This window comes from Tautonia rosea (assembly GCF_012958305.1).
Classification (GTDB): Bacteria; Planctomycetota; Planctomycetia; order Isosphaerales; family Isosphaeraceae; genus Tautonia; species Tautonia rosea.
In genome coordinates, this window is the sequence record NZ_JABBYO010000013.1 from 132,833 (window position 1) to 156,957 (window position 24,125).

General features: G+C 62.7%; 14 protein-coding genes. 7 read left to right on the top strand and 7 right to left on the bottom strand.

What is annotated here, in order from left to right; genetic code table 11:
- The first annotated feature begins 32 nt into the window (after nt 1-32).
- The 4 genes from HG800_RS20745 to HG800_RS20760 all read left to right on the top strand — a co-directional run bounded on the left by HG800_RS20745 (nt 33) and on the right by HG800_RS20760 (nt 10,895).
- Nucleotides 33-4,412 carry a PAS domain S-box protein gene (locus HG800_RS20745; RefSeq protein WP_169979056.1) on the top strand — a complete coding sequence of 1,460 codons (4,380 nt, stop codon included), beginning with the start codon at nt 33-35 and terminating at the stop codon, nt 4,410-4,412.
- Nucleotides 4,413-4,666: 254 nt separating this feature from the next.
- Nucleotides 4,667-7,510: a cation-transporting P-type ATPase gene (locus tag HG800_RS20750; protein ID WP_169979058.1), complete on the top strand. Its 2,844-nt coding sequence runs from the start codon at nt 4,667-4,669 to the stop codon at nt 7,508-7,510.
- Between the two features lie 57 nt (nt 7,511-7,567).
- Nucleotides 7,568-8,851: a hypothetical protein gene (locus HG800_RS20755; protein ID WP_169979060.1), complete on the top strand. Its 1,284-nt coding sequence runs from the start codon at nt 7,568-7,570 to the stop codon at nt 8,849-8,851.
- 313 nt (nt 8,852-9,164) lie between these two features.
- Nucleotides 9,165-10,895, top strand: a complete 1,731-nt coding sequence (locus tag HG800_RS20760) for a VanZ family protein (protein WP_169979063.1) — start codon at nt 9,165-9,167, stop codon at nt 10,893-10,895.
- Between the two features lie 42 nt (nt 10,896-10,937).
- On the opposite strand, the gene HG800_RS20765 is transcribed toward HG800_RS20760, so the two are convergent.
- Nucleotides 10,938-12,368 carry a DUF1501 domain-containing protein gene (locus HG800_RS20765; RefSeq protein ID WP_169979065.1) on the bottom strand — a complete coding sequence of 477 codons (1,431 nt, stop codon included), beginning with the start codon at nt 12,366-12,368 and terminating at the stop codon, nt 10,938-10,940.
- A gap of 41 nt (nt 12,369-12,409) precedes the next feature.
- Entirely contained in the window at nt 12,410-15,397 is a 2,988-nt protein-coding gene (locus tag HG800_RS20770; RefSeq protein WP_206352378.1) for a DUF1553 domain-containing protein, read from the bottom strand.
- A gap of 302 nt (nt 15,398-15,699) precedes the next feature.
- Between HG800_RS20770 and HG800_RS20775 the strand changes: the two genes are divergently transcribed.
- The 3 genes from HG800_RS20775 (at nt 15,700) to HG800_RS28270 (ending at nt 20,571) form a co-directional block, all read left to right on the top strand.
- On the top strand, nt 15,700-16,461 hold the full coding sequence (locus HG800_RS20775) for a DUF4058 family protein (RefSeq protein ID WP_169979070.1): 762 nt from the start codon (nt 15,700-15,702) through the stop codon (nt 16,459-16,461).
- A gap of 465 nt (nt 16,462-16,926) precedes the next feature.
- Nucleotides 16,927-17,301, top strand: coding sequence for a hypothetical protein (locus HG800_RS20780; RefSeq protein WP_169979072.1), 375 nt, complete (start codon nt 16,927-16,929; stop codon nt 17,299-17,301).
- A 378-nt stretch (nt 17,302-17,679) separates the two neighbouring features.
- Nucleotides 17,680-20,571, top strand: a complete 2,892-nt coding sequence (locus HG800_RS28270) for a hypothetical protein (protein ID WP_169979074.1) — start codon at nt 17,680-17,682, stop codon at nt 20,569-20,571.
- A 116-nt stretch (nt 20,572-20,687) separates the two neighbouring features.
- Here HG800_RS28270 and HG800_RS20790 read toward each other — a convergent pair whose 3' ends face one another.
- The 5 genes from HG800_RS20790 to HG800_RS20810 form a co-directional block, all read right to left on the bottom strand.
- Nucleotides 20,688-21,773 (bottom strand): hypothetical protein, encoded by a 1,086-nt coding sequence (locus HG800_RS20790; RefSeq protein ID WP_169979076.1) that lies wholly within the window; start codon nt 21,771-21,773, stop codon nt 20,688-20,690.
- 260 nt (nt 21,774-22,033) lie between these two features.
- A complete protein-coding gene (locus HG800_RS27600; protein ID WP_169979078.1) occupies nt 22,034-22,597 on the bottom strand; it encodes a DUF5658 family protein in 564 nt (187 codons plus the stop codon).
- 21 nt (nt 22,598-22,618) lie between these two features.
- The gene (locus tag HG800_RS20800; protein ID WP_169979080.1) at nt 22,619-23,074 is read right to left on the bottom strand and encodes a hypothetical protein; all 456 of its coding nucleotides are present in this window, start codon (nt 23,072-23,074) and stop codon (nt 22,619-22,621) included.
- The gene (locus HG800_RS20805) at nt 23,071-23,670 is read right to left on the bottom strand and encodes a PulJ/GspJ family protein (RefSeq protein WP_169979082.1); all 600 of its coding nucleotides are present in this window, start codon (nt 23,668-23,670) and stop codon (nt 23,071-23,073) included. Before HG800_RS20805 ends, HG800_RS20800 begins: the two co-directional genes overlap by 4 nt.
- Nucleotides 23,667-24,119, bottom strand: a complete 453-nt coding sequence (locus HG800_RS20810) for a type II secretion system protein (RefSeq protein WP_169979084.1) — start codon at nt 24,117-24,119, stop codon at nt 23,667-23,669. Before HG800_RS20810 ends, HG800_RS20805 begins: the two co-directional genes overlap by 4 nt.
- Nucleotides 24,120-24,125: the final 6 nt, after the last annotated feature.

Genomic DNA, 24,125 nt, shown 5'->3' on the forward strand with positions numbered 1-24,125 from the left:
CGGTTGCGTGATTTTCCCTGAGGCTCCACTCCATGACGACTCGATCGCAGCCTTCCGGATCGCAGGAGGAGAGCCGCGTCGATTGGCAGTTCCGAGTCCTTGCCGAGGCGATTCCGCAGATCGTCTCGACCCATCGTGCCGACGGCTCCTGCGATTACATCAACCGCCGCTTCCTCGAATTCACCGGACTGACGGTCGAGCAGACTCTCGGCTTCGGCTGGCTCAGCGCGATTCACCCGGAGGACAGGGATGAGTGCCTGGCTCGCTGGAATCGAGCGGTCGAGCGGGGCGAGTCGTTTAAGATGGAATACCGATTCCTCCGGCACGACGGCGCCGCCCGCTGGTTTCTTGGCCGGACCGAGCAGTTACGAGATCATAAGGATCGGCCCGTCCACTGGTTCACCACAGCCACCGACATCGACGATCGCAAGCGGGCCTCCGACCAGGCGATGCACCGTGATCTGTTCACCCGACGAGTCCTCGATAACCTCTTTGCGTTCGTCGGGGTACTGGAGCCTGATGGCACCTTGATCGAGGCCAACGAGGCCCCACTCCGCGCCGCCGGCATTTCAATCGAGGATGTGAGAGGAAAGAAATTCTGGGATTGTTACTGGTGGAACCACTCGGAACAGGTCCAGCGGCAACTCATGGAGGCCTGTGGTCGAGCCGCGCGAGGCGAAACAGTGCGGTACGACGTGTCGGTACGCGTGGCCGGTGCCCGCCGGATGCCGATCGACTTTCAGATCGCCCCCTTGCGTGATGACTCGGGGAGGATCACCCATCTGATCCCCTCGGCCGTCGACCGGGTTGACCGCGAACGTCTTGAGGAGGCTCGCCTCGAACGCGAGGAACGGTTCCGGATGGCTCTGAAGGGGGCGCATGCAGGGACGTTCGACATCGATGTGTCACTCGATGAACCACCGGTCGTGACCGAAGGAGTCCACCGGATCTTCGGGTTCGCTTCTGGGGAGCAGCCGAAAACGCGGGAGTTTCTCAGTCGTGTTCATCCGGACGACCGCGCGGTCGTGTCCGAGACGATCCGAAGATCGGTCGATCAAGGCATCGGCCATGACATCGAATACCGCGTCCTTCGGCCCAATGGGAGCGAGGTCTGGGTGGCTTCGCGAGCCGAGGTGATTCATGGTGAGGACGGCAAGGCCAGCCGTCTGATCGGCGTCTTGATCGATGTGACCGATCGCAAGCAAACGGAACTTGCCCTCCGCGCGAGTGAGGAGCGTTACCGGACCCTCTTTGAATCGATTGATGAAGGATTTTGCACGCTTGAGATGATTCTCGATGTCGATGGGCATCCGATCGATTACCGCTTTCTGGAAACAAACCCCGCCTTTGAGCGTCACACCGGCCTGGTGAACGCCGTGGGGAAACGGGTGCTCGAACTGCTGCCCGACCTGGAACACCACTGGATCGAGACGTACGGTCGGATTGCCGAGACAGGGGAGTCCTTACGCTTCGTCGAGGAATCCCCGGTCATGGGCCGCTGGTTCGAGGTCGAGGCGTTTCGGATCGGAGATCCGAAACGTCGCCGGGTTGCCTTGCTCTTTACCGACATCACAGAGCGACATCGGGCCGAAGATGCGCTCCGGGAACAGGAGCAGCGGCTCCTGCTGGCCCTGGAAGCCGGAGAACTGGGGTTCTGGGACTGGGACCTTGCCAGCGATCGTGTCCACTTCGGAGGGCAGTGGGCTCGAATGCTTGGTTACGAGCTTGATCAGATCGAACCGCATGTCCGATCCTGGGAATACCGGCTCCACCCCGAGGATCGAGACCGGGCGATCGACACGCTGAACCAGCATCTTGAGGGACGCACGCCGGACTACGAATGCGAGTTTCGGCTGCAACACGACGACGGGACCTGGCGTTGGATTCTGGCCCGAGGCCGGGTGGTCGAGCGTTCCCCAGACGGAAGGCCTTTGCGCATCCTGGGAACTCATGCTGATGTCACCACGCGGAAACTTGCCGAGCATGCGCTCGCCGAAAACCGGGAACTGCTTCAATCGATCATCGATAACGCCGAGGCGGCGATCTATGCCAAGGATCTCGAAGGGCGGTTCATCCTCAGCAACCGGCACCACGCCGGCCTGGCTGGCTTGGAGCCCGAGGTCTTGCTCGGCCAGACCGACGCCGAGATCGGCGATTGGGCCTCCGGCGCCGAAACGTATCGCGCGAACGATCAACGCGTGATCGAGGCCGACGGTCCCATCGAGTTCGAGGAGGTTGTCCCGACCGTTTTCGGGGAGCGTGTCTTTCTCTCGGTCAAATTCCCACTCCGCGACGCGGAAGGCCGCATCCATGCCGTTTGCGGGATTTCCACGGATGTCACGGAGCGGAAACATGCCGAGCGGGCGATCCAAGAGGCCGCCGAGCGATACCGGCTGATCACGCTGGCGACCAACGACATTATCTGGGACTGGGATCTCTCGACCAATCGTCTGAGCTGGAGTCCGGCGGCCCTGCACCACCTGGGTTGCTCACCGGAAGACCTGGAGACGTCGATCGAGTCGTGGTACGACCGCATCCACCCCGAAGACCGCCGCCGGGTGGTCGAGAGCATTCACGCGGCAATCGACCAGAACGAGGAAACCTGGAGCGACGAATACCGCTTTGCCAGAAATGACGGCTCCTATGCGACCTTGCTCCACCGCGGGACCATTGCTCGCGATGACGAGCGGCGACCCTCTCGGATGATCGCTTCCATGCTCGATGTGAGCCAGCGACGGGCGATCGAGGAGGCGATGGCCGAGGCGAAGCATCTGGCCGAGGCGGCCAGCCGTGCCAAGAGTGAGTTCCTGGCGAACATGAGCCACGAGATTCGGACGCCGATGACCGCCATTCTCGGTTATGCCGAAGTCCTCTCGCGACAGGTCTCCAATCCCGACGATCTTCAGTGCGTCGAGACGATCCGCCGCAATGGCCAGCACCTGTTGGCAATCGTCAACGACATCCTCGACCTATCCCGGATCGAGGCCGGACGTCTTGACCTGGATCAGCGTCGGTTCGAGCCTGATCGACTGGTCGCGGATGTGCACTCGATGATGGAAGTTCGGGCCCGAGAAAAAGGGCTTCAGTTGCGAATCGACTTCCCCGATCGATTGCCGCAGACCATCGAGAGCGACCCGACCCGGCTACGGCAGATCCTGGTCAATCTGGTCGGCAACGCCATCAAGTTCACCGAATCGGGAGAGGTCTGCATGGTGGTGCGACTTGAGGACGATCCGGTGTCTCCCCGATTGCGCTTCGAGATCGTCGATACCGGCATTGGTTTGCCGGCCGATCAGGTCCATCGGCTTTTCCGGCCCTTCGAGCAGCTTGATAGCTCGATGGCCCGTCGTTACGGCGGTTCGGGGCTGGGCTTGGCCATCTGTCGCCGGCTCGTCGAACTGCTCGGCGGCACCATTGCCGTCGAGAGTGAGCTGGCCCGCGGGAGCCGCTTCTTTTTCACCATTGCTACGGGAACGCTGACGGGTGTCCCAATGGTCGAGCCTCGCAAGCCGTCCGAGACGGCCCGCGATCTGAGCCCTGAGGAACCCCCTCGACGCGTAGCTGGCCGGGTGCTGGTCGTCGATGATCGTCCCGACATTCGGAGCCTGGCCCGGATGTTTCTGGAAGATGCCGGGGCCCGAGTGGAAACGGCCGAAGACGGCCTGGACGCCATCGAGGTCATCAGCCAATCCGAAACAACAGGCATGACCTTTGACGTCGTGGTCATCGATATGCAGATGCCTCAGGTCGATGGTTACGATGCGGTCGCCCGCCTTCGACGCAACGGATTTCGTCGCCCGGTCATCGCACTAACCGCCTCTGCCATGCGGGGCGACCGCGAGCGATGCTTGGAGGCCGGTTGCTCGGACTATCTGCCGAAACCGATCGACCCCCGACGGCTGGTCGAGATGGTCGCCCGGTACGCTCAGCATCGAGACGCACCTCAGGAGCCACCCAACGACGCTGGCCAACATGCGAACCCATCAGTGTTGCGAAATTCGCAGCACGAGCGAACCCCGGCACGTACCAGCCATCGGGTCCTTCTGGTCGATGACAGCGCGGATCTTCGTCGGGTGATCTCCCGATTGCTCGAATGGTCGGGCCATGAGGTACAGTCGGCCGGTGACGGGGGAACAGCGCTTGAGCTAGCTCGGACCTTTCGACCCGACATCGTCCTGCTCGATCTCGGCTTGCCCGACATCACTGGCGAGGAACTGCTGAGCCAGTTGAAGCAAATTGCAGGGTTGGAGACAGTCGTCTCCATCGCCGTGACCGGCCGGAACCTGCCTGCGGACCGAGTGCGAACTCTGAGCGCCGGATTTGATCACCATGTGGTTAAGCCAGTTGACATTGATTATCTTGTTTCCTTGTTCCCGAGTAGCGCCGCCAATTCCAAGTACAAAAGCGAATGATTGACAAAAATAATTATCATAAAAATAATGTAAGCAAGTAAAATAACTTTTCTAATCGAACTTGCAGCGAGGATGCTGTTGTCATCTTGGCTGATCGCTCAGACATTTCCCTCTGAAAATGCACCCGAGAATCCTGGGTTTTTGCTACACTCAATCATCATGGGATTGAATTGGGCACGGTCAACCTGAGACGCGGAAGGAACGCGTTTCTCCTTGAGAGAACGTGACAGAAACGCGCGAGAAAGTGGTCGAAAATGGACGATCAACACCCAAAGACGTGGCATCATCTGGCTGCCAATGAGGTCGTCACACAGTGGGAGAGCCACGCCGAGCGAGGTCTGGCGGACCGTCTGATCTCGGAGCGTCGGCAGCGATATGGTCGCAACATCCTCACGCCGGCCCGAGGTCAAGGGCCGCTCGTCCGGTTCTTGCTTCAGTTTCACCAGCCCTTGGTGTACATCCTGCTGGTGGCAACGATTGTCACCTTGGCGCTTGAGGAGTATATCGAGGCTGCCGTCATCTTCGGGGTTGTCCTGATCAATGCCGTGGTCGGCTTCGTTCAGGAAGGCAAGGCTCTCAAAGCCATCGAGGCGCTGGGAAAAACCCTGGTCGCTGAAGCCACGGTGATCCGGGACGGCCGCAAGGTACGCATCGATTCCACCGAGATTGTGCCGGGTGACCTCGTCTTGCTGCAATCCGGAGACAAGGTTCCAGCCGATCTGCGATTGCTCCGCACCCGAGATTTGCAGATCGCCGAGGCGGCGTTTACCGGCGAATCGGTCCCGGTGGAGAAGGCCAGTGCCACGTTGCCGGAAGCCGTTCCGCTGGCCGACCGCACGAACATGGCGTACGCCTCGACACTGGTAACGTTCGGTCAGGGATCCGGGGTGGTGGTGGCCACCGGCGACCACACCGAGGTCGGGCGGATCTCGCAGCTCATGGCATCGGTCGAGGAACTTCAGACTCCGCTCACGAGGCGGATTGCACAGTTCAGTAAGATCCTGGTCGTGATCATTCTGGCGCTGGCGGCGATCAACTTTGCCTTCGGTCTGGTTCGCGGACAGGAACCGGTCTATCTGTTCATGGCGTCGGTGGCCCTGGCGGTTGCGGCCATTCCCGAAGGACTCCCGGCGGCGGTCACGATTATCCTGGCCATCGGCGTCGGCCGGATGGCCCAGCGGCGGGCCATCATTCGCAAGCTTCCGGCGGTCGAAACCCTGGGAAGCACGACGGTGATCTGCTCGGACAAGACCGGGACGTTGACCCAGAACCAGATGACCGTCACCTCGATCGTGGCCGCCTCAGAGCATTTCCCGGTCATGGGGGTCGGCTACGATCCGGAGGGATTCATCCAGGCGCCAGTCGGCGAGCAAGCGATGCTCGATCCTTCAGAAGTCGTGCAACTGTCGGTCAACGACCTGCACCGACGAGTGACCCTGTTGGAATGCCTCCGCGCCGGTGCTCTTTGTAACGACTCGCAGTTGGTTCAGAAGGAACACGGGTGGGACATTCAGGGGGATCCGACCGAGGGAGCTCTCCTGGTCGTGGCCGCCAAGGCCGGCCTCAAACCAGAGGTTTTGCACGAGGAGAATCCCCGGGTCGATTCGATCCCGTTTGAATCCGATCATCAGTACATGGCAACGCTTCACGATCAAGGGCTTGATCGGCCCCGAGTGGTCTACGCCAAGGGATCGGTCGAGGCGATCTTGCAGCGGTGCGACTCGGCGATGGATGCGGTCGCTCGCCCTCACCCCTTGATCGCGGAGGAGATCCACACTCAGGTCAGCGAGCTCGCCGCGCGCGGACTCCGCGTTCTGGCCTTCGCGCGCAAGGAACTGGCGGCCGAGACCTCGAAGATCGAGCACGAAGATCTGCGATCGGGACTGACCTTCCTCGGTCTTCAGGCCATGATCGACCCGCCGCGCCCCGAGGCCCTGGAGGCGATCCGGATGTGCCAGTCGGCGGGGGTACGGGTCAAGATGATCACCGGCGACCACGCCCTGACCGCCTCGGCCATTGCTGGGCAGCTGGGACTGGAGCAGGGGACCTCGTCCTCGACCGCTTCGCTCGACCTTCCTCGGGCAATCACTGGCCAGGAACTCCACCAGTACTCCGAGGAGGAACTCATCGACGTGGCTGATGAGACGGCCGTCTTTGCCCGGGTGGCTCCCGAGCAGAAGCTTCGCCTCGTCCGGGCTTTGCAGGCCAGCGGTCACGTTGTGGCCATGACCGGCGACGGTGTGAATGATGCCCCTGCCTTGAAGCAAGCCGACATTGGCGTGGCCATGGGCAAGGCCGGCACTGACGTCGCCCGAGAATCGTCGGACATGGTGCTGACCGACGACAATTTCGCGTCGATCGAAGCGGCGGTCGAAGAAGGCCGAGGGGTCTTCGATAACCTCACCAAATTCATCGTCTGGACCTTGCCGACCAACGGCGGGGAAGGACTCGTGATCATGGCGGCGGTTCTGCTCAGCACCAAGTTGCCCATCTCTCCCGTGCAAATTCTTTGGGTCAACATGACCACGGCCATCATGCTGGGGATGATGTTGGCCTTCGAGCCGAAAGAACGCGGGATCATGGACCGCCCTCCCCGCGACCCGCAAAGCTCGATCCTCAACAAAAACCTGCTCAAGCGGATCGCCTTTGTGAGCCTCCTGTTGCTGATCGGTGCCTTCGGCCTCTTCGAGTGGATGATCGAGTTCCGGGGAGCGTCGCTGGCCGAAGCCCAGACGGTCACGGCAAGTGTCTTCGTGATTGGAGAGCTGTTTTATCTGTTCAATTGCCGGTCCCTGACTCGCTCGATGTTTCAGATCGGTGTCTTCTCCAACAAGGCAGCCATCGGCGGCGCGATCGGGATGCTCGTCTTGCAGGTTCTGTTTGCCCACGCCCCGCCGATGAATCAACTGTTCGGCACCGCCCCGCTTTCGTGGGGGGTCTGGCTGTTGATTGTTGCGTTCGGCGTCGCGCTCTATACCATCGTCGAGATCGAGAAATATCTCGTCGGCTACATCTTGCAGGGTGATTCCTTCAAACCGATACCGCATCATCACGAAACGCCTGGGTCGGACCACGGCCGATCCTCGAGTCAGGATTGAATGGTGTTTCTTTCCCAGCGAGCACTCGCGGTGCTTCCTTTGGACGTTGGAGACGAGATGCTGACGCGACGAACCTTACTGGGTGCCATGAGTGCAGCGCCGATGCTCGGGGCAAGGGTGAATCAAGGTCTGGCACAGGCTCCCAACGGTGCACCCGACCGAACGCGAATGGCAGTGATCACGACCGAGTGGCGCTATCATTCTCACGCCTGGCACATGGCCGAGCGGTTTCTCCACGGCTATCCGATTGCCGGGCGATGGCATACGCCTCCCATCGATGTGGTTTCGGTGTATGTCGATCAGTTTCCTGAGAACGATCTGAGCCGTCAGCGCTCCGAGGAATTCGGATTTCCGATCTTCCCAACCATCGCCGAGGCCCTCCGCGTAGGGGGGGATCAACTGGCGGTCGACGCCGTCCTCATCATCGGCGAGCACGGCAACTACCCTCGGAACGCGTACGGCCAGACCCAGTACCCTCGCTACGAGTTTTTCAAGGCGGTGACCGATGTCTTCCGCCAGGATGGGCGCTCGGTGCCGGTCTTCAATGACAAGCACCTGTCGTGGCGTTGGGATTGGGCCAGGGAGATGGTAGACCTCTCCCGAGAACTCGACTTCCCCTTTCTTGCTGGTTCGTCCTTGCCGGTCACGTGGCGGATGCCCTCGATCGACCTGCCCTACGACGCCTCGGTCGAGGAAATGCTCTGCGTTGCGATGGGAGGGGTAGACAGTTACGACTTCCATGCTCTGGAGACGATCCAGTGCATGGCCGAACGCCGTCGCGGCGGCGAGACCGGCGTGGCCGCCGTTCAGGGCCTTCGAGGTGAAGCGGTCTGGGAGGCCATGCAAGCCGGCGACTGGATCTCGGGAGGCTGGGACCCCCGGCTGTTCGAAGCCTGCCTCTCGCGCAGTCATACCCTGGCCCAGCCGGAGACGTTCAGCCACCGGTATCCGACCCCGGAGCAGATCCGGGCCTGGGTCCAGGATCCCGTGGCTTACCGAATCGAGTACCGCGACGGCACCCGAGCCACCATGCTCCTCATGAACGGTCTGGTCGGCGACTTCACCTTCGCTGCCCGGTTGACGGGGGAGTCTGAGCCGCTCTCGACCCTGTTCCACCTGCCGCCGAACCCGAACGTCGTCTACTCGGCCGCTCTGATGTCCAAGGCCGAGGAAACCTTCCTGACTGGCAAGACCCCGTATCCGATCGAACGAACCCTGCTCACAACCGGTCTGGTCGAATCCTGCGTTCGGTCGCTCGGCGACGGTGGCGAACGATCCGAGACCCCCCACCTATCCGTCCGCTATCAGGTTCCTCCCGCCTCCACGTTCGCGCAGCATTGAGGGTGTTCAGGGCCTAAGGAAGACGTTCGCTTCGGATCCGTATCTTATCCCCGATCCTTGATCCCCTTGAGGTGGGGAACTGCCTGGCCGCCACCTTCATAGACCGGACCGGGCCTTCTCAAGGAAGACTCCGAGCACGGCATCTCCGCAGGTGGTCGAACGTCATTCTGAGCGTTCAGGGTGATGCACTGAGGCATCAATGTCGTGTCAGGGTTGGGGGAAACGGTTTAAAATCGCAAGATGTGGGAGCGAGGGCGATCGCTGCGGGAAGGGCGAACGACGAGGAAGCAAGATCCGTCCGAGGAGGATTGTGATGGCAGGTCGGGGATCAAGGCCGCTCGGCGTCTCCTGGTATGCCGTGCTGGCGGTAGGCCTGCTGGTACTGACAGTCTACGGGTCGATCATTCCGCTCCGGTTTCAACCGATGCCGTACGAGGAAGCGATCGCCCGCTATCGGGCGGCGACCCAGTTCGACCCGACCCTACTCTTTGCCCGGGGAGACTGGGTGGTCAACGGGTTCCAGTATGCCCTGCTGAGTTTCTGTCTGACCGCGGCCTTGAGTGTCGACCTCCGAGCGATTTTCCGACTCGTGGCGGTGGTGGTGGTCATCCCGATCGGATTCCTGCTTGCGTCATGGCTGGAGTTCCTGCAGGTCTATTTTCCTCCCCGGACCGTCTCGGTGAACGACCTGATCGTCGAGGGCACCGGGATCGTGGCCGGTGCCCTCGCCTGGCTGACGTTCGGACAACCGCTGACGAACTGGTTGCGGCGCTTCTGGGAGATGAAGGGGCTCGCCGGCCTGGCGCGCCAGGCCTTACCGCTTTATGTCGCGGTCGTGCTTGTGTTCAGTCTGATCCCATTTGACTTCGTGGTCGACACTGATGAACTGGTCGCGAAGGCTCGACAGGGACGAATCGCGCTCACCCCGTTCGGCCACCTCCTGTCAGGGGGGACCAAGGCCTGGGTTGGGCTTCTGATCCACCTGGCCACGTTTGTTCCCCTCGGGGCCCTGGCTGCTTGGGTTTCAAGATCGTGGTTCCTGCGGTGGACCTGGGTGCTCACGTTGGGATTGGTAAGCACGGTCGTGATCGAGGTCTTGCAACTTTTTGTCTACACCCGTTATTGCGATGTGACCGACATCCTGACGGGTACTGCCGCAGTGATGATCGGCTGGTGGGTTGCCCTGTCGATCCGAGACCGCCAGGCCGCGATCCGCCTCGGAGGCACGGGACTGCACGATGCCTGGGAAGTCCTTCACACGACCATCCTGAAAGGCCACCGCCTTTCGTGGACGGCAGCGGTGCTGGGAGTGCTCTGGGTTGGGCTCCTGATCGCGGTGTCCTGGCAGCCGTTCACGTTTTCCACCGATCCGGAGCAGTTCCGTCAGTCCGACGCGGACCTGAGCGACGAGAACACGAGGGTCTTTGGCCTGCGTCGGATGAACTGGGCTCCCTTCATCGACTACTACTGGAATAGCCGCTACGGAGCCCTCGATCAGATCCTGTCACGGTCCCTCTCCTTCGCGCCGATCGGCGTGGTCTTCGCGCTAGCGTTCGGGCGGAAGGCGCGATGGGGGATGGCCACGACGCTGATCGTGGCGGTCCTGGTGGGGGGAATCATCGAGGTGGGGCAGTACTTCATCCCCGAGCGGCACCCTGGGACGACCGACCTGCTCATCCAGGTCTTCGGGGCCTGCCTCGGTTTTGCGTTGGCGAGGCATATCATCAAGGCTCTCGGTCCGGACCAGGAAGCCGTGGGGGAGGCTCGCTACCACTACGGGGCCGTGGGCGCCCGACCATCGAGAGTCAGCTCGGGATCGCCCTTCCGAAAGTTCGTTCCGCGTCGTGAGGGTGCGGGGCCGATTGCTGCGGGGTGGCAACGGTTGACTCATCAGGCTCCGGAGGGCTTGAGCCGAGTGGCGATCGCATTTGACCGTTGGTTCGAGCCGCTGTCTTATCCGCTGAAGGTGATCATCATCTCGGCCACGGCCGCATTGTTGACCGTGGGCCTGGTCGTGATCGCCGAACGATTGGGGTTGATCTGAGGGAGTGAGGCGGTCAGGAAACGGCTGGTTCAACAAGTCGGCTCAGACCAGCAGGTCGCGGAGGACTCGGCCGTGGACGTTGGTCAAGCGGCGCTGGATGCCGTTGTGGTAGTAGGTCAGCCGTTCGTGGTCGAGCCCGAGCAGGTGGAGCACGGTGGCGTGGAAGTCGTTCCAGTGGACGGGGGATTCGACGGCTTTCCAGCCGAGTTCGTCGGTCGAACCGTAGGCGATTCCTGGGTTCAGGCCAGCGCCGGCGAGCCAGACGGAGAAGCCGTATTGATTGTGATCACGGCCGGTGCCAACCACATCGGCGGCTGACTGCGTGAAGGGCGTCCGCCCAAACTCGGTGGTGAACAGGACAATCGTGTCGTCAAGCAGGCCTCGGCGGCGAAGATCGCGGAGTAACCCGGCGACCGGCCGATCGATCCGCAAGGCTTCCTGCCCGTGGTTCTGCCGGACGTCCTCGTGACCATCCCAGTTGCGTCGGGGGCTGCCGAAGGTCCCTCCGGAAAAGAGCTGAACGAACCGGACGCCCCGTTCGAGGAGCCGTCGGGCCAGCAGGCAGGAACGACCGAACTCGGCCGATTCGGGGCGGTCGATGCCGTAAAGGGCCAGGGTTTCGGACCGTTCGGAGGCAAGATCCGCGACCTCGGGCACAGCGGTTTGCATGCGGGCGGCCAGTTCGTAGGCCCGGATCCGGGCAGCGAAGGCGTCGTCTCCCGATCGGGAGGCGAGGTGGTCCTGGTTCATGGCATCGATGAGCGCTCGGGAGGCGCGTTCGGCGTCGGGATCCACTGGGCGATCGGGGAAAAGGTCCTCGATCGGTGCCCCTTCGGATCGGATCATCACCCCCTGATGCTGGGCCGGAAGGAACCCATTGGACCAGTGGATCGCCCCGCCTGCAGGGAGTTCCCGGGTGTCGGGAATGACAACGAAGGCAGGAAGGTCATCAGCCTCCGACCCGAGGCCATAAGAGAGCCACGAGCCGAGCGCAGGGAATCCGTTGAGCCGGAAGCCGGTATTCTCCTGGAACATGGCGGGCGTGTGATTCGACGTCTCGGCATACATCGACCGGATGATCGTCAGCTCATCGGCCAGCTCGGCGAGCGTGGGGAACAGGTCGGAGATCATCAGTCCGCTCTGACCGCGTGGTCGGTACGTCCAGTCCGGCGCCCTCAGGCGGCCGACCTGCCCGAAGAACACGTCGGGCCGCTCATCAGAGACCAGCGACTGGCCGTGCGCACGGATCAACTCCGGCTTGTAATCAAATGAGTCAAGATGACTCATCGCCCCGCAGAGGCAGATGTGGATGGCCCGGGAGGCTCGGGGGGAAAAATGCGGAGGGATCGCCTCAGACGCTTCGGACACGTCCGATATCCCGGCCCGCAGCGTGCCGTCTCGGAGCAAGAGCGACGCCGAGGCCGCGGAGGCCAAACCGTTTCGAGCCCAGCTCAAGAAATCGCGACGGTCCATGGTGGCCACCCCGGCGATCTGCCGAGAATTCGAGGAATGAATTAATCAATGAACAGAAATTCGTTACTGTTGAACAGCGCTCGGCAGACGGTGGCAAGACCGTGTTCCCTGGCGACCTCAGCCGCTCGGGATCGCTCCTCCTGCGAAGGAAGGCGGCTCAGCGCAAGCAAGTAGGCCAGGTCGATCCGGGCCTTGAGGTCGGGTCCTGCCTCAGACTTCAGCCGATCGGCGAACCATTCAGACAGGTCAAGCACCATCGTGTTGTTCAGCATCGCCAGGGCCTGAAGCGGTGTGTTGGTCACGGTCCGGACCGGTGCGGTCGTCGACGGGTCGGGGCAGTCCAGGGCGTCGAGGAAGCCGCTGCGCCCCCCCCGAGCCCAGGTACGGAACAGAGTCCGGCGATGCTCCCCTGGACCCATCGGATCGGTTGGCAGGTAGTGGGTAGTAATGGTCCCTTCAGCTCGGGCGATTTCGAAATCGCGAAACCCCGGCCCATCGATCGCCGGATCGAGCACCCCGGAGACGGCGAGCATCGCATCGCGGACCATCTCGGCGTCCAGCCGCTTCGCCGGGTTCCGCCAGAGGAGGCGGTTCTCGGCGTCGATCCGGACCGATTCAGGGTCGAACCGCGAGGCTCGCCGGTAGGCCGAGGACGACAGGATGCGGCGGTGCAGGTGCTTGAGGCTCCAGTCGTGCTCGATCAGATCGCTCGCGAGCCAGTCGAGCACCTCAGGATGCGAGGGATGACCCCCGTTGAATCCGAAATCGCTGGGGGTCGCGATCAGCCCGGTGCCGAAGTACGCCTGCCAGATTCGGTTGACGATCACCCGGGCAAACAAAGGGTTCTCCGGGTGGCTGATCCAGGTGGCCAGGCGGGTTCTGCGCTCCGCATCGGGAGCCTCAGGATCGATCCCAAACGTGCTTGGAACCGCGTTGATTGCCGAGAGGCCGCCGGGAGCAACGACCTCGCCCGGGCTGGCGGGATCGCCCCGGATCAAGAGACGAGACGCTTCCGGCTGCCGAGGCGCGACCGCATAGGCCTTGCGAGGCCTGGCCAGGCGATCCTGGACCCGGTCACGTTCAGCAAGGAGGTCTTCGCGGACTCGGCGGAGGTCGGCTGGCAGGGCCTCGGCAATCGCTCTCGGATCGATCGGGGCACCCTGATGGAAGGAGGCGGCGACTTCCTCAGCCGTCATCGCACAACCATACACCGCGGCGCGGGCGATCTGACCGGCGAGCATCCGGTTGCCCCCCGGGTTTCCGTGCCGGAGGCCGAAGACAACCTGAGCCTCGCCGGCCTTGAACGTCTTCAGGCCGGAGGATCGGTAGGGGGAGCCATACGGTTGGCCATCGCGATAGGCCGTGATTGTGCCGTCGGCCTCGTAAACGAGCGCAAGATGAACGAAGCGGCGGTCGGCCTCGACCTCAGGAGGGCCTTCGAATGATTTCGTCCGGGAAAAGCCGTCGCTGCCGGCCATCCAGTGCCCCTCCTCCTGTTCGCCGAAGACGATCGCGTCGAACGTCTGGCCGTCGAGCGTCTGCACGCTCACGACCCCGCCGCCGCGCTGCGAGAGGGTGTCGAGCTGGACCCAGGCTTCCAGGGTTTTGACCCCGAGATCCTCCGTCAACGGGGCCGAGGCGAGATAGCCGGAGGATCCATCGACGACCAGGCTCTCGCCGTCGAGCCGCGCACCGCCCCGAAGCGATCCGGGTAGACCTCCCTGCAGATCGGTCGGGCCGCGATCGAAGTCCCACCGAGCCGCGGGAGCGGGAATCGCATCGAGCGATTCGGAGAGAGCTCGACCTCGCAATCGTTCTCGGATCGGCTCTTCCAGGGTCCGCAAGCGATCGGAGATCTCCGCGAAGCTGCGGCGGTCGGCCACGAGTTCCGGGTCGATTGCCGAAAGGTCGCGGACCCCGTGGCGGACCCCGTCGAGCGCCGAGGCCATTCGGTAGTAATCCGCCTGGGGAATCGGGTCGAACTTGTGGTCGTGGCACCGGGCGCAGTGGACCGTCAGACCGAGGAAGGTCTGCGAGACGGTACTGACGAGATCTTCCAGCTCGTCCTGACGCACCACCTTCCGCATGGCCTCGCTCTGTTGCCCCTGGCCGACGGAGTCGTAGGAACCCGCCACCAGGAAGCCGGTCGCCTCGATTGCGCTCGGATCGTCGGGGGCCAGCAGATCGCCGGCGAGTTGGAGGCGGGCGAAGCGGTCGTAGGGCATGTCGGCGTTCAGCGCCTGCACGACCCAGTCGCGGTAGCGCCAGGCGTCGGGCCGGAATTCGTCGTGCTCGAAGCCGTTGCTCTCGCCGAAGCGGGCCAGGTCGAGCCAGGCCCGCGCCCATCGGACCCCGTACTGAGGAGATGCCAGCAGCCGATCCACCAGGCGATCATAGGCGTCGGCCCGGTCGTCGGCGACGAACGCCTCGACCGCATCTGGCTCGGGAGGCAGGCCAGTCAGATCAAACGTCACGCGACGGATGAGCGTGCGACGATCGGCCATCTCAAGCGGTTGGAGTCCTTCCCGGTCGAGGCGATCGAGGATCATCGCATCGATCGGGGTTGCTTCCTCCGAGTGAGCCAACACCGTGAGGTCCGGTCGTCGGAGCGGCGCCAGCGACCACCAATCGCGCCCCGCCCTGTGATCGGTCGAGGCAGTGAAGGGGTCGATCGGGTCCGATCCCCAGGGGGCTCCGCGTTCAATCCAGGCCCGCAGCCGTTCGGCCTCCTCTTCCGGCAAGGGATCGTCGGGCGGCATGAGACCGTCCTCCACCACGATCCAGAGAAGGCTCTCGTCGAGGTCGCCCGGCGAGACGGCCGGGCCGCTGTGGCCGCCCTTGAGCGCTCCTGCCTTGCGAGACAGATCGAGCCCGCCTTTCGGGTCTGGACCGGCGTGGCAGTCGAGGCAGCGAGTGGTCAGGATCGGGGCGACTGATTGATCGAACTCGAACTCCGGCGGCGGGTCCGGCTGACCGATCGCGACCGAGCCGTACGACAGGGTCGCCGCGAAGATCAGGGCAAGGCGCATCCCGCACACTCCTTCGGCTTCCGGATCGAGATCGACCCTCACGACCCGCATACAGATCGAAGATGATTGCTCATGTCCGATCGTTCCCGACCCATCCCGGTCCGTCAAGCCTCCGGCGGGTCCGGTCCGCGGTGCAATCGCCTCAAGCGGTTCGGATCACCTCCGAAATATCGAAGGCCGATTGAGCCTGGAGGGAGAAGTCGAGGCCAGCGATGGAACGGGCCGAGGCCGAGGGTGCCGGGAGCCATTGGGCAGACATCGTGACGCGATCCGGTAGACTAATCTGCAGGAGGGTCTCCATCATGCCGCTGCGCGACCATTTTCGCCCACCACTGGATCAGCTCATGTCGTGGGACGGGGTCCATGGAGGCTGGCCCATGAAGATCGTGGACCACCTCGGCCCAAGGCTGCCCGGCCGGTATGTGGCCGCACCACACATCCACCTGGGATCGTCAATCGAGGTGGCCGTGGCGACCTTCGATCGGCCCGAGGCAGGGGCGGAACCCTTTGCCGGACCGGACGAAGGCGGCGGGACGGCAACGGCGACCGCCACGGCGACGATGACCGCGACCTGGGCGCCGCCGAAGCCGACGCTGGCGATCATGGCCGACGTGCCGAAGGCGGACGAATACGAGGTGCGCGTCTATGACACCCGGAGAGGGCGTCGGCTGGTGGCGGCGGTCGAACTGGTCAGCCCTTCGAACGAGGACCGGCCGGAGCACCGCCGGGCGTTCGTAACCAAGTGCGCGGCGATGCTGGCCGAGGGGGTCTGCGTGGCGATCGTCGACGTCGTCACGACCCGGGCGGTCAACCTGTATGGCGAACTCCTGGCAATGATCGGCCATGCCGACCCGATGCTCGGGCACGATCCCCCCTTGATCTCGGCCGCCTCGTGCCGATGGATCCGGCGCGGCGGCACCCGCGTTTTCGAATCCTGGGCCTACCCGCTGGAACTCGGCAAGCAACTGCCAACCTTGCCGCTCTGGCTGGCGCCCGAGCTGGCCGTACCGCTCGACCTGGAAGCCAGCTACGAGGACACCTGTCGAGCGCTGCGCATCCCGTGACCGTTGTGGGGGGCCGAGTTTCGCTTCGGCCGTCATGCCGATGAGACCCCGGCCGCCGGCCCCTTGAAGATTGGAGGCCGAGGGATCATCTCGGAGCAGCCTGGTCCTCAAGGGGCCTCTGGCTGGCCGGTCGCGCCGGGACAACGCAAATCCCTTATGGCGATGTTCTGCCCGTGATCCAGCGCACTGGCAAGGCTTCTGGGCCTTCGGGGACAAGTTTTGCGTGGTAGACTCACCTGGGAGAATCTGGCGACGTGTCTTGCCAGACCATCGCCCCAACGCCTGAGTCTCAACAAAACATGGTCGACACGATGACGACCGTAACGTGAGGGATTCTGAGAAGGTTCTTGCTTCCCACGGAATCCCAATCAAGGGTCGGGTCGGAATCGAAGCAGGGAGCACGCCATGCACGCGGAACGGAATCGGCGGAGGGGATCGGTAATTGCCTGGATCGGAGTCGCGATCGTGGCTGCTGCGGCTTGCGTCCTCCCTCGGGGCGAGGCCCAGGCCGATTACGACCCACCCCGAGGCTTTGACGCAATCGGCTACGGTCCCGAGGGGCTCGCCGGGCAGGGCTACGGCAAAGGGGCCTGGTACGCCTGGCCGTACCACACCAAGAGCTCGGTGTACGGCTATCGCGATTTCGCATACGGCCGAGGCCCCCTGATCAACCTCGGTGGGGCGGCCTTGCAGCCCGGTTTTCGGGGATACGGCGTGCTGGGAAGCCCCGGCTATGGCCTGGGGATGTATCCCAGCACCTGGGTCGATCAGCGTCCCGTTCATGGAATCGGCCGCTGGTTGGGACATGGAGCCCCTCGCGGCTCCCGACATGGTTGGTAAGGGCGAACGATCGTCGTCGAGTCAGTCGAGTTTGACGGCTGCGAAGGATTTGTGCGGGGTGTCAAGATCATTTTGACCCGGAAGACCGTTCGAATCGCGCTCTTACTCAAGGTGCGATCGAAACGCTTCCGATTCTTGGGGTGAGCCGACCGTGGCCGGTTGCAAGGAATGCGGCCCGGGCATGGTCTGATCGTGTTCTCGCTGCCCCGAGGATGGTGTCGAATGAATCAATCGAATCGACCGAGGGAGCGAGGCCGGCGGCTCGGCCTCGCAGGACTCGGCATTCTCGCGACCTCCGTGTGCTGGATGGCCGCACTGGAACCTTCTCGAGCGAGGACCTTTCAGGCGGTTGAATCGGATCTCGAGAGCGTCCCGGTCATGGCACTCGAGCCGATGGCTTCCGATTCCTTGACTGAGGCGATTCCGGCGCTCCCCGATTCGCCTCCTGAAGTCCCATCCATCGAGCCAGTCATCGCGGAGCCGTCGATTCGTTCCGAGACACCGTTGCCGGCGTCGCCCGACACCGACGCCAACTCCTTTATGCCGACCCACGAAGGGGACGTGGACATTCCGGAAGTGCCGTTGTTTGCGGACGAACCCTTGCAAAACGTTTCGAACCCTGATCCCGAGACGCCTCCCCTTGCTTCGGAATTGACGGTTCAGTTTGTCCCGGGGCAAATTCCGGCGCCGGAACTATTTCCCAGTCCTCCACAGAATCCCAGCCCAATCCCACCACAGTATCCGCTCCAGGTTCCTCCGCAGTATCCTCCGCCGTACCCGACATCGCCGTTGCCTGGACCCGGAGGAGCGCTCCCGGAAGCCCTTCCTGAGGAGGAACAGCCCAGGCTCTCGCTCCGGGTCAACAATCAGGACATTCGTCAGGCCCTGGAACTGCTGGCAGCGCAAGCCGGGGTCAATATTATCCCGTCTCAAGGGGTCAGCGGTTCGGTCAGCATTGTGCTTGAGGACGTGACCTTTGACCGGGCGTTGGAAATCCTGCTGAGGATCGCAAACCTGGAAGCTCGCCGGGAAGGGGAGCTAATCTTCGTCTACACGGCGGCGGAAGCCGAGGCATTGCGTCTCCGAGAAAACGAGCCGATCATCCGGGTGTACCATCTCAACTATGTTCGAGCGTTTGACATCTTCGCAATGATCAGCCCCTTCCTAAGCCCTCAGGGGACGATCTCGTTAACCCCCCCCAGCGGCCAGGGAATCACCGGGGCAGGCGGTGCGGGAGCCTTTGGGGGATCGACGGGCGGCATTGTAGGAGGCGCGGGAGGCGTCGGTCTGGTGGGAGGCGGTGGCGGTCTGGTCGGTCCGGGAGGCGCCGGCGGTGGTGGTACGGCAGGGGGTATGGCGCTCGGCGGAAACATGGCAGGAGGGGGATTCCCCGGGCCGGTCGGCGGCGGCGGCTCGACGGGCGGTGATTCCTTCGCCTTGCACGACATGGTCGTCATTCGAGACTTCCCCGAGAACGTGAAAGTCATCGACGAGATCGTCGCACGGCTCGATGTCGAGCCGTTGCAGGTTCTGATTGAAGCCGTGATCATCAGCGTCGAATTACGTGATGGCCAGGAACTGGGCGTGAACTTCGCCGTGGTCGATAATCTCGCGACCGAAGCAATCGTTTCCGGAAGCGGCGCGGCGATCAACCTGGCGGGTGGGTTCAGCCCGGCTCAGGTGCTTTCGGCCGCCAGTGCTCCGACGGCACCTCCCCCGCTCGGAGGCTACATCGGCCCTCGCCCCGGACAGTTGTTACCAGGCTATCTGGCCGATCAAGGCTTGAAATACGGCTTCGTCAGCAATAGCGTTGCCGGGTTCATTCGAGCCCTGGAAACGCTCAACAAGATCAACATCCTTGCCAGCCCTCGGCTCCTGGTCCTGAACAAACAGCTGGCTGAGATCCAACTCGGTCAGCGGCTTGGTTACGCGACCACCTTCACGAACCTCACGACCGCTTCGGAGCAGGTGCAGTTCATCCCCATCGGGACCTTGCTGGCGATTCGTCCTTACGTCTCGCAGGAAGGCATGATCCGCCTGGAAGTCCATCCCGAACGTAGTTCGGGATTCATCGACGCCAATGGCATCCCTCAGCTGACGACCTCGGAGTTGACAACGAACATCATGGTCCCCGACGGCGCAACCATCGTCATCGGCGGTCTGATCGACAACACCGACGAGATCCGGGAAGACGGGGTCCTTGGCCTGAACCGGTTACCCTTCTTTGGGCCCTTGTTCCGGACCCGCACAACGCGGGCCTTGAAGCAAGAACTCCTGGTCTTGCTCACCCCTCGCATCATCAACCGAGACGGCGGCCTGCCCAGGCCGGTGCCGGGAAGTCCTCCCGTCGGACCCTCGGGCGTCCCCAACTCGGGGCCGATGCCTGGCCAGCCGTATTTTGTTGAGGCCGGATGCGAGATGCCCGTCCTGGCGCCAACCCTGCTTGATCCGGATATCCTGATGCGTCGATCGTCTCAGGAAACCCTCGGGGCGGTCTCGGGACTGCATGATCTGCTCCGCAGCGATTTCGGCAACGCCTCCCCTTCCACCGTCGACGAGATGCTCCAGGCCGCTCAGATGACCTCGACGCAGGACCTTTTGGCTGAACAGCCAGAGCCCGTTGCCGAGCCACCGGCTCGCCGCGGTTGGTCCTGGAGGAATCCAAAAGCCTCGGCTCAAGCTCCAGATCCGGCCCCAGCTGAGGTCGCCCTCGAAACACCCAGGGGGTCCCAGACCGCACCGACACCCCCTGAGGCCGCGCCCAATCAGGAAGACGAGACACGAGGATACCGACCGGGGGATCTGACCCGCGCCATGTTCTCTCGGATCGCTCAGCGTCGCAAGAAACCCCATCCGCCTTCGCCGACAATGCAAGGGCCCGCCCCCACCGAGGGCCAGATCGCGTCAAACGTTGCCGGGCCATCCCAGCCCCCGGCTGGCCCGACCCAGGATGCGACAGTCATGCCGGTGGGCATCGCGCAACATATCGTGGCTCCTGGAGAGGATTTCCGGTCAATCGCCAGCCGATACTACGGGAATCCTGCCCTGCACGCAGCACTCTGGGCCGTGAACCGCCACTCCTCACCGTCCCTCGAAGGATTGCAACCGGGCACGATGCTCATGCTGCCTCCGACCGAAGTCCTGGAACGCGTCTACATCGACGCGGTTCAGACAACGCTCCGGACGCAGAGTCCGGTCGAACCGATCTCGAAGGAATCGAAACGCCAACCCCGATTCCGCTTCTTTGGCAAGAACGAGATCCGCCAATAGCCCTGTGTCGAAACGATGGGACGCGATCGGATCGGGCCAGGACTTCGCGAACTGGCCCGATCCGCTGCGGGTCATGATCGAAATCGAGACATCTGTTTGCCGGTAAGGTCGATCGGTCACGGCTGGACAGGGATCACCGGACTGATCTGGCCGGTGCCAAGGACGCTTCGGCCGGCGAAGAGGAGGCGGACCCCCTCAAGAATCTGTTCCCGAGAACTCTCGATCATTATGTCGATCGTCGCCAGGTACAGTTCCACGGCCGCGTCCGAGCCCGATGGTAAGGGCTGCGAGGTCAGTTGCTGGAGCAACAACTGAGGCCCCTGACCGGCGATCTGGTTTGCCAGCAAGAACTGAATGGCGGTCTCGGGCCGAGGAGTATGGTACGCTCCCGGGATCCGAGGGAGTCGGATCGGGAGCCGGTTGAAGTAGGTGACCAGATCCTGTGAAAGCCTCAAGGTTCGATCAGCCACATAATTGAGGTACTGGGAGCTGACGTTGCCTGAATCGGGCGAGGGAACAAGGAAGACCAGCTCCATTGGTGTGCCGGCCGGCAAGGGGCCATCGTTGCTCACGGAGCCGTCCTCGTTGACGACGACCCCGAATTCTCCGGACAGCGGGTTAAACGGCTGAACTCCGGTCAGGAGCCCCGAGGCCGTTCCGGTAATCTGATAGAGTCGAGGAGCCGACCCGACCGGCTTGGCGGCGACCCGCAGCGGTGCCGAATCCGTTGCAGGGGGCAACTCCAGACGGTCGACCGCAAACAGGCCGCCACCCGGTTGATACGGAGCGGTCAGCGTCAACTGGAGCGTCTGAGACGATTCGGTCGTGAACGATCTCAGGTACAGCTCAATCGCCTCGGCGATCTCGGTGCGGAACGCGTCGTACTGCTCGTTGATCACGACAGCCGGCGTCTGAAGCGTCCGGGCCATTGCCGCCTGGGGCAATCGTGCGGCCATCGGCGCCTGAGGGAGTCGTGCGGCCGTCGGTGCCCCGTGGAATCGTGCGGCCATCGGCGCCTGAGGGAGCCGAGGAGTGGGCGGTGTGGGTCGGTTGGCTGCTCGAATGACCGCGAGCGACTGGGCCCAGTCTCTCATCGCCGGACGCGCCAAAGGCTCTCGGAAACCGATCGAGGACAGAACGATTCGCTCTTCCAGCGCGTCCCAGGTCCCGGGACGAAATCGAGGTCGTCGAGGCGTACTCATCGGCGATTGGCCCTCCTGGATTCGACAGCCCCTCCCTGGGTTCGACGGCCGCTTGGCAACGTGACGATCCCCGTGCCGAGCCGGACCGCCCACCGAACGAATGGGACGAACTGCCAAAGCCTATCGGTCTCGATGGTCGGCAATCGCCACCCGAGCCGAGGGGACCACGATGGAACCTCCTGGATCATCCGGCACGATCACCCCCTTCGGATCAATGCGTCAGGAGGGGCCGCGCCGGTCGAGCGTTGACCGAGACTCCTTCACCCAACTTGAGCATCGAAGGAGAAGCAGATTGTGTTGTTCGGATCTGGGAATCGTTCCGAGACGGTGGCGAACGTGGGGATTGAACGCCGCTCCAAAGCCTCTGACGTTTTCTTCAGCAAATGGATCTGATAGACAAGCAGCGACAGGTAAAGCGCGATGAAGATGGGAAAGAAGTGCCGGACCCGAAAGCACGAGCCGAACATCCGATAGTGCTGAAAGACCAAAAGAATTGGTAGGCAGACAGCCGTCATCAGGTACTTGCCCAGAACAAAGGTCATCGGCCCCTGTTCGATCAGGACCGCCATGAGGGGGTTCGCCTCTTCACAGAAGAGATCGATGAGAATCATCGTCAGCACGCCATCAGTGAGCGTCAGGATCAGAAGTAAAAGGATCATCACGCCGAGCGATTTGTCGTAGCGATCGACGAACGAGAACGGGCCGAGATCCTCTTGCCGTCGATGGCTCCGACGACGGCCCGGCGACGAGAAGCAATCCCAGGGGCGTGTTCGTCGCTTCCGACGCTCGACGAAGCCGTTTCGGTTCTCAGGGGTGTTGTCCACGAGGCAGCTCCATTGCCAGGTCTATTCGGGTTGCTCGTGAGGTGGCTCAAACGTGGTCATCGGCCCCTCGACGTCGAGATGAGTGACCGGGTCGTAGGGCACGGCCGTCAGGCTCCAGTGACTCGAAGGAGGATCGGGGAGCGGGTCCGGAACCGGGAGGCGCTGGAAGATCAGGGTGTACCGAACCAGGGTGCCGGTGGTCACATCAAGAAACATCACGAAACACGAATAGGAGCCGAATTCATCCAGTTTGTCCTCGGCCGGCAACCCGGTTTCGAGCAACCCGAGTCCCACCGCGATCGCCGAAAGCGTGCCCGCATGTTGATCCGTTCGTCTGCTGAGCGCTTCCTCCATTCCGATGGTTGCGGTGCACTGGCGGTTAGCCAGGCTCCATGCCATGAACAACAGCGTCAACTGGGCCAGGACCGCAGTGAGAGCGATTCCCGGCCGCCGGAGAGGAACGAGTGGTCGTCTCACGGGAGAATCGCCTCAAACGTGTAGAACCGGGAATGAGTTTGCTTGAAGATGCGATACTCAAATTCGAGCGTCAGGATCATGCGCTCCTCAGACCCATACGGGATGTCGATCTCCATCGATGCAAGATCCGTGGCGACGACCGACGATGTTCCCGATCTCGAATCGGAGCGAACGAGCACACCTCGTGACGAATCCAATGGATACTGAAACGAGTAAACAATTGCGTGATTTGGTTCCGAGAAGATTGAAGGCGCTTCCTCGGGATCCGGGTCGACGGGGTCCTGCCCACTGTCGTACCAGAGTTCCAGGTTGCCGTGCTCGGATCGCCATCCGACCAGGCGATGATCCTCACGATCACCCGTCGGTCCGCTGAATGGCGGGAGCGAGCCACCCAGATCGGCGGACAACGAGGCCGCGGCCATGATGGCTTCGCCTGCCAGTCGGCTCCGGTAGTACGAATCAACCGCGGGCACTCCGAAGGCCTTCCACGAGAGCAGGCAGAGGACACCAAGCATGCCGGTCAAGGCCGTGGCAATCGCCATCTCAATCAGCGTGAAACCATGACGTTGAAATCGTCTTCGCGTCGTTCGCGTCATGACGAGGGCTCCGGATCGGGGGGCGGATCCTCGCCGGAGGGGCCGGTGCCTTCAGGCTCGGGATCGATCGGAGTTACAGAGACTTCGACCCAGGCATTCTGTTCAATCAAAGAAAGATTTGAGGAGGTGATCGAAATCGAATTTGCTCGATCGATCGGCGTTTCGAGGTTGGTCGCCGGAGGGTTCACAGACAGGGTCGCGTCGAAGCCGAGCTTGCGGACCCAGAGATTTTCGGACGCCCCGAGGTGCTGAGCCGGCACGAGATAATTGACAGCGTCGGTCGAGATCATTTGCTCGATCTGAGAAATCAAGCGGGTCTGAGAGGCGACAATCGGTGCCAGGCCGGCCAGCGCCACCCCGAGTACGGCAAAGGCGACCTGCACTTCAAGATAGGTCGAACCCCGCCGCAGGGTCGAAGGGGGCCAAACATCGAGGATCGAGCGTCTCATGATCAA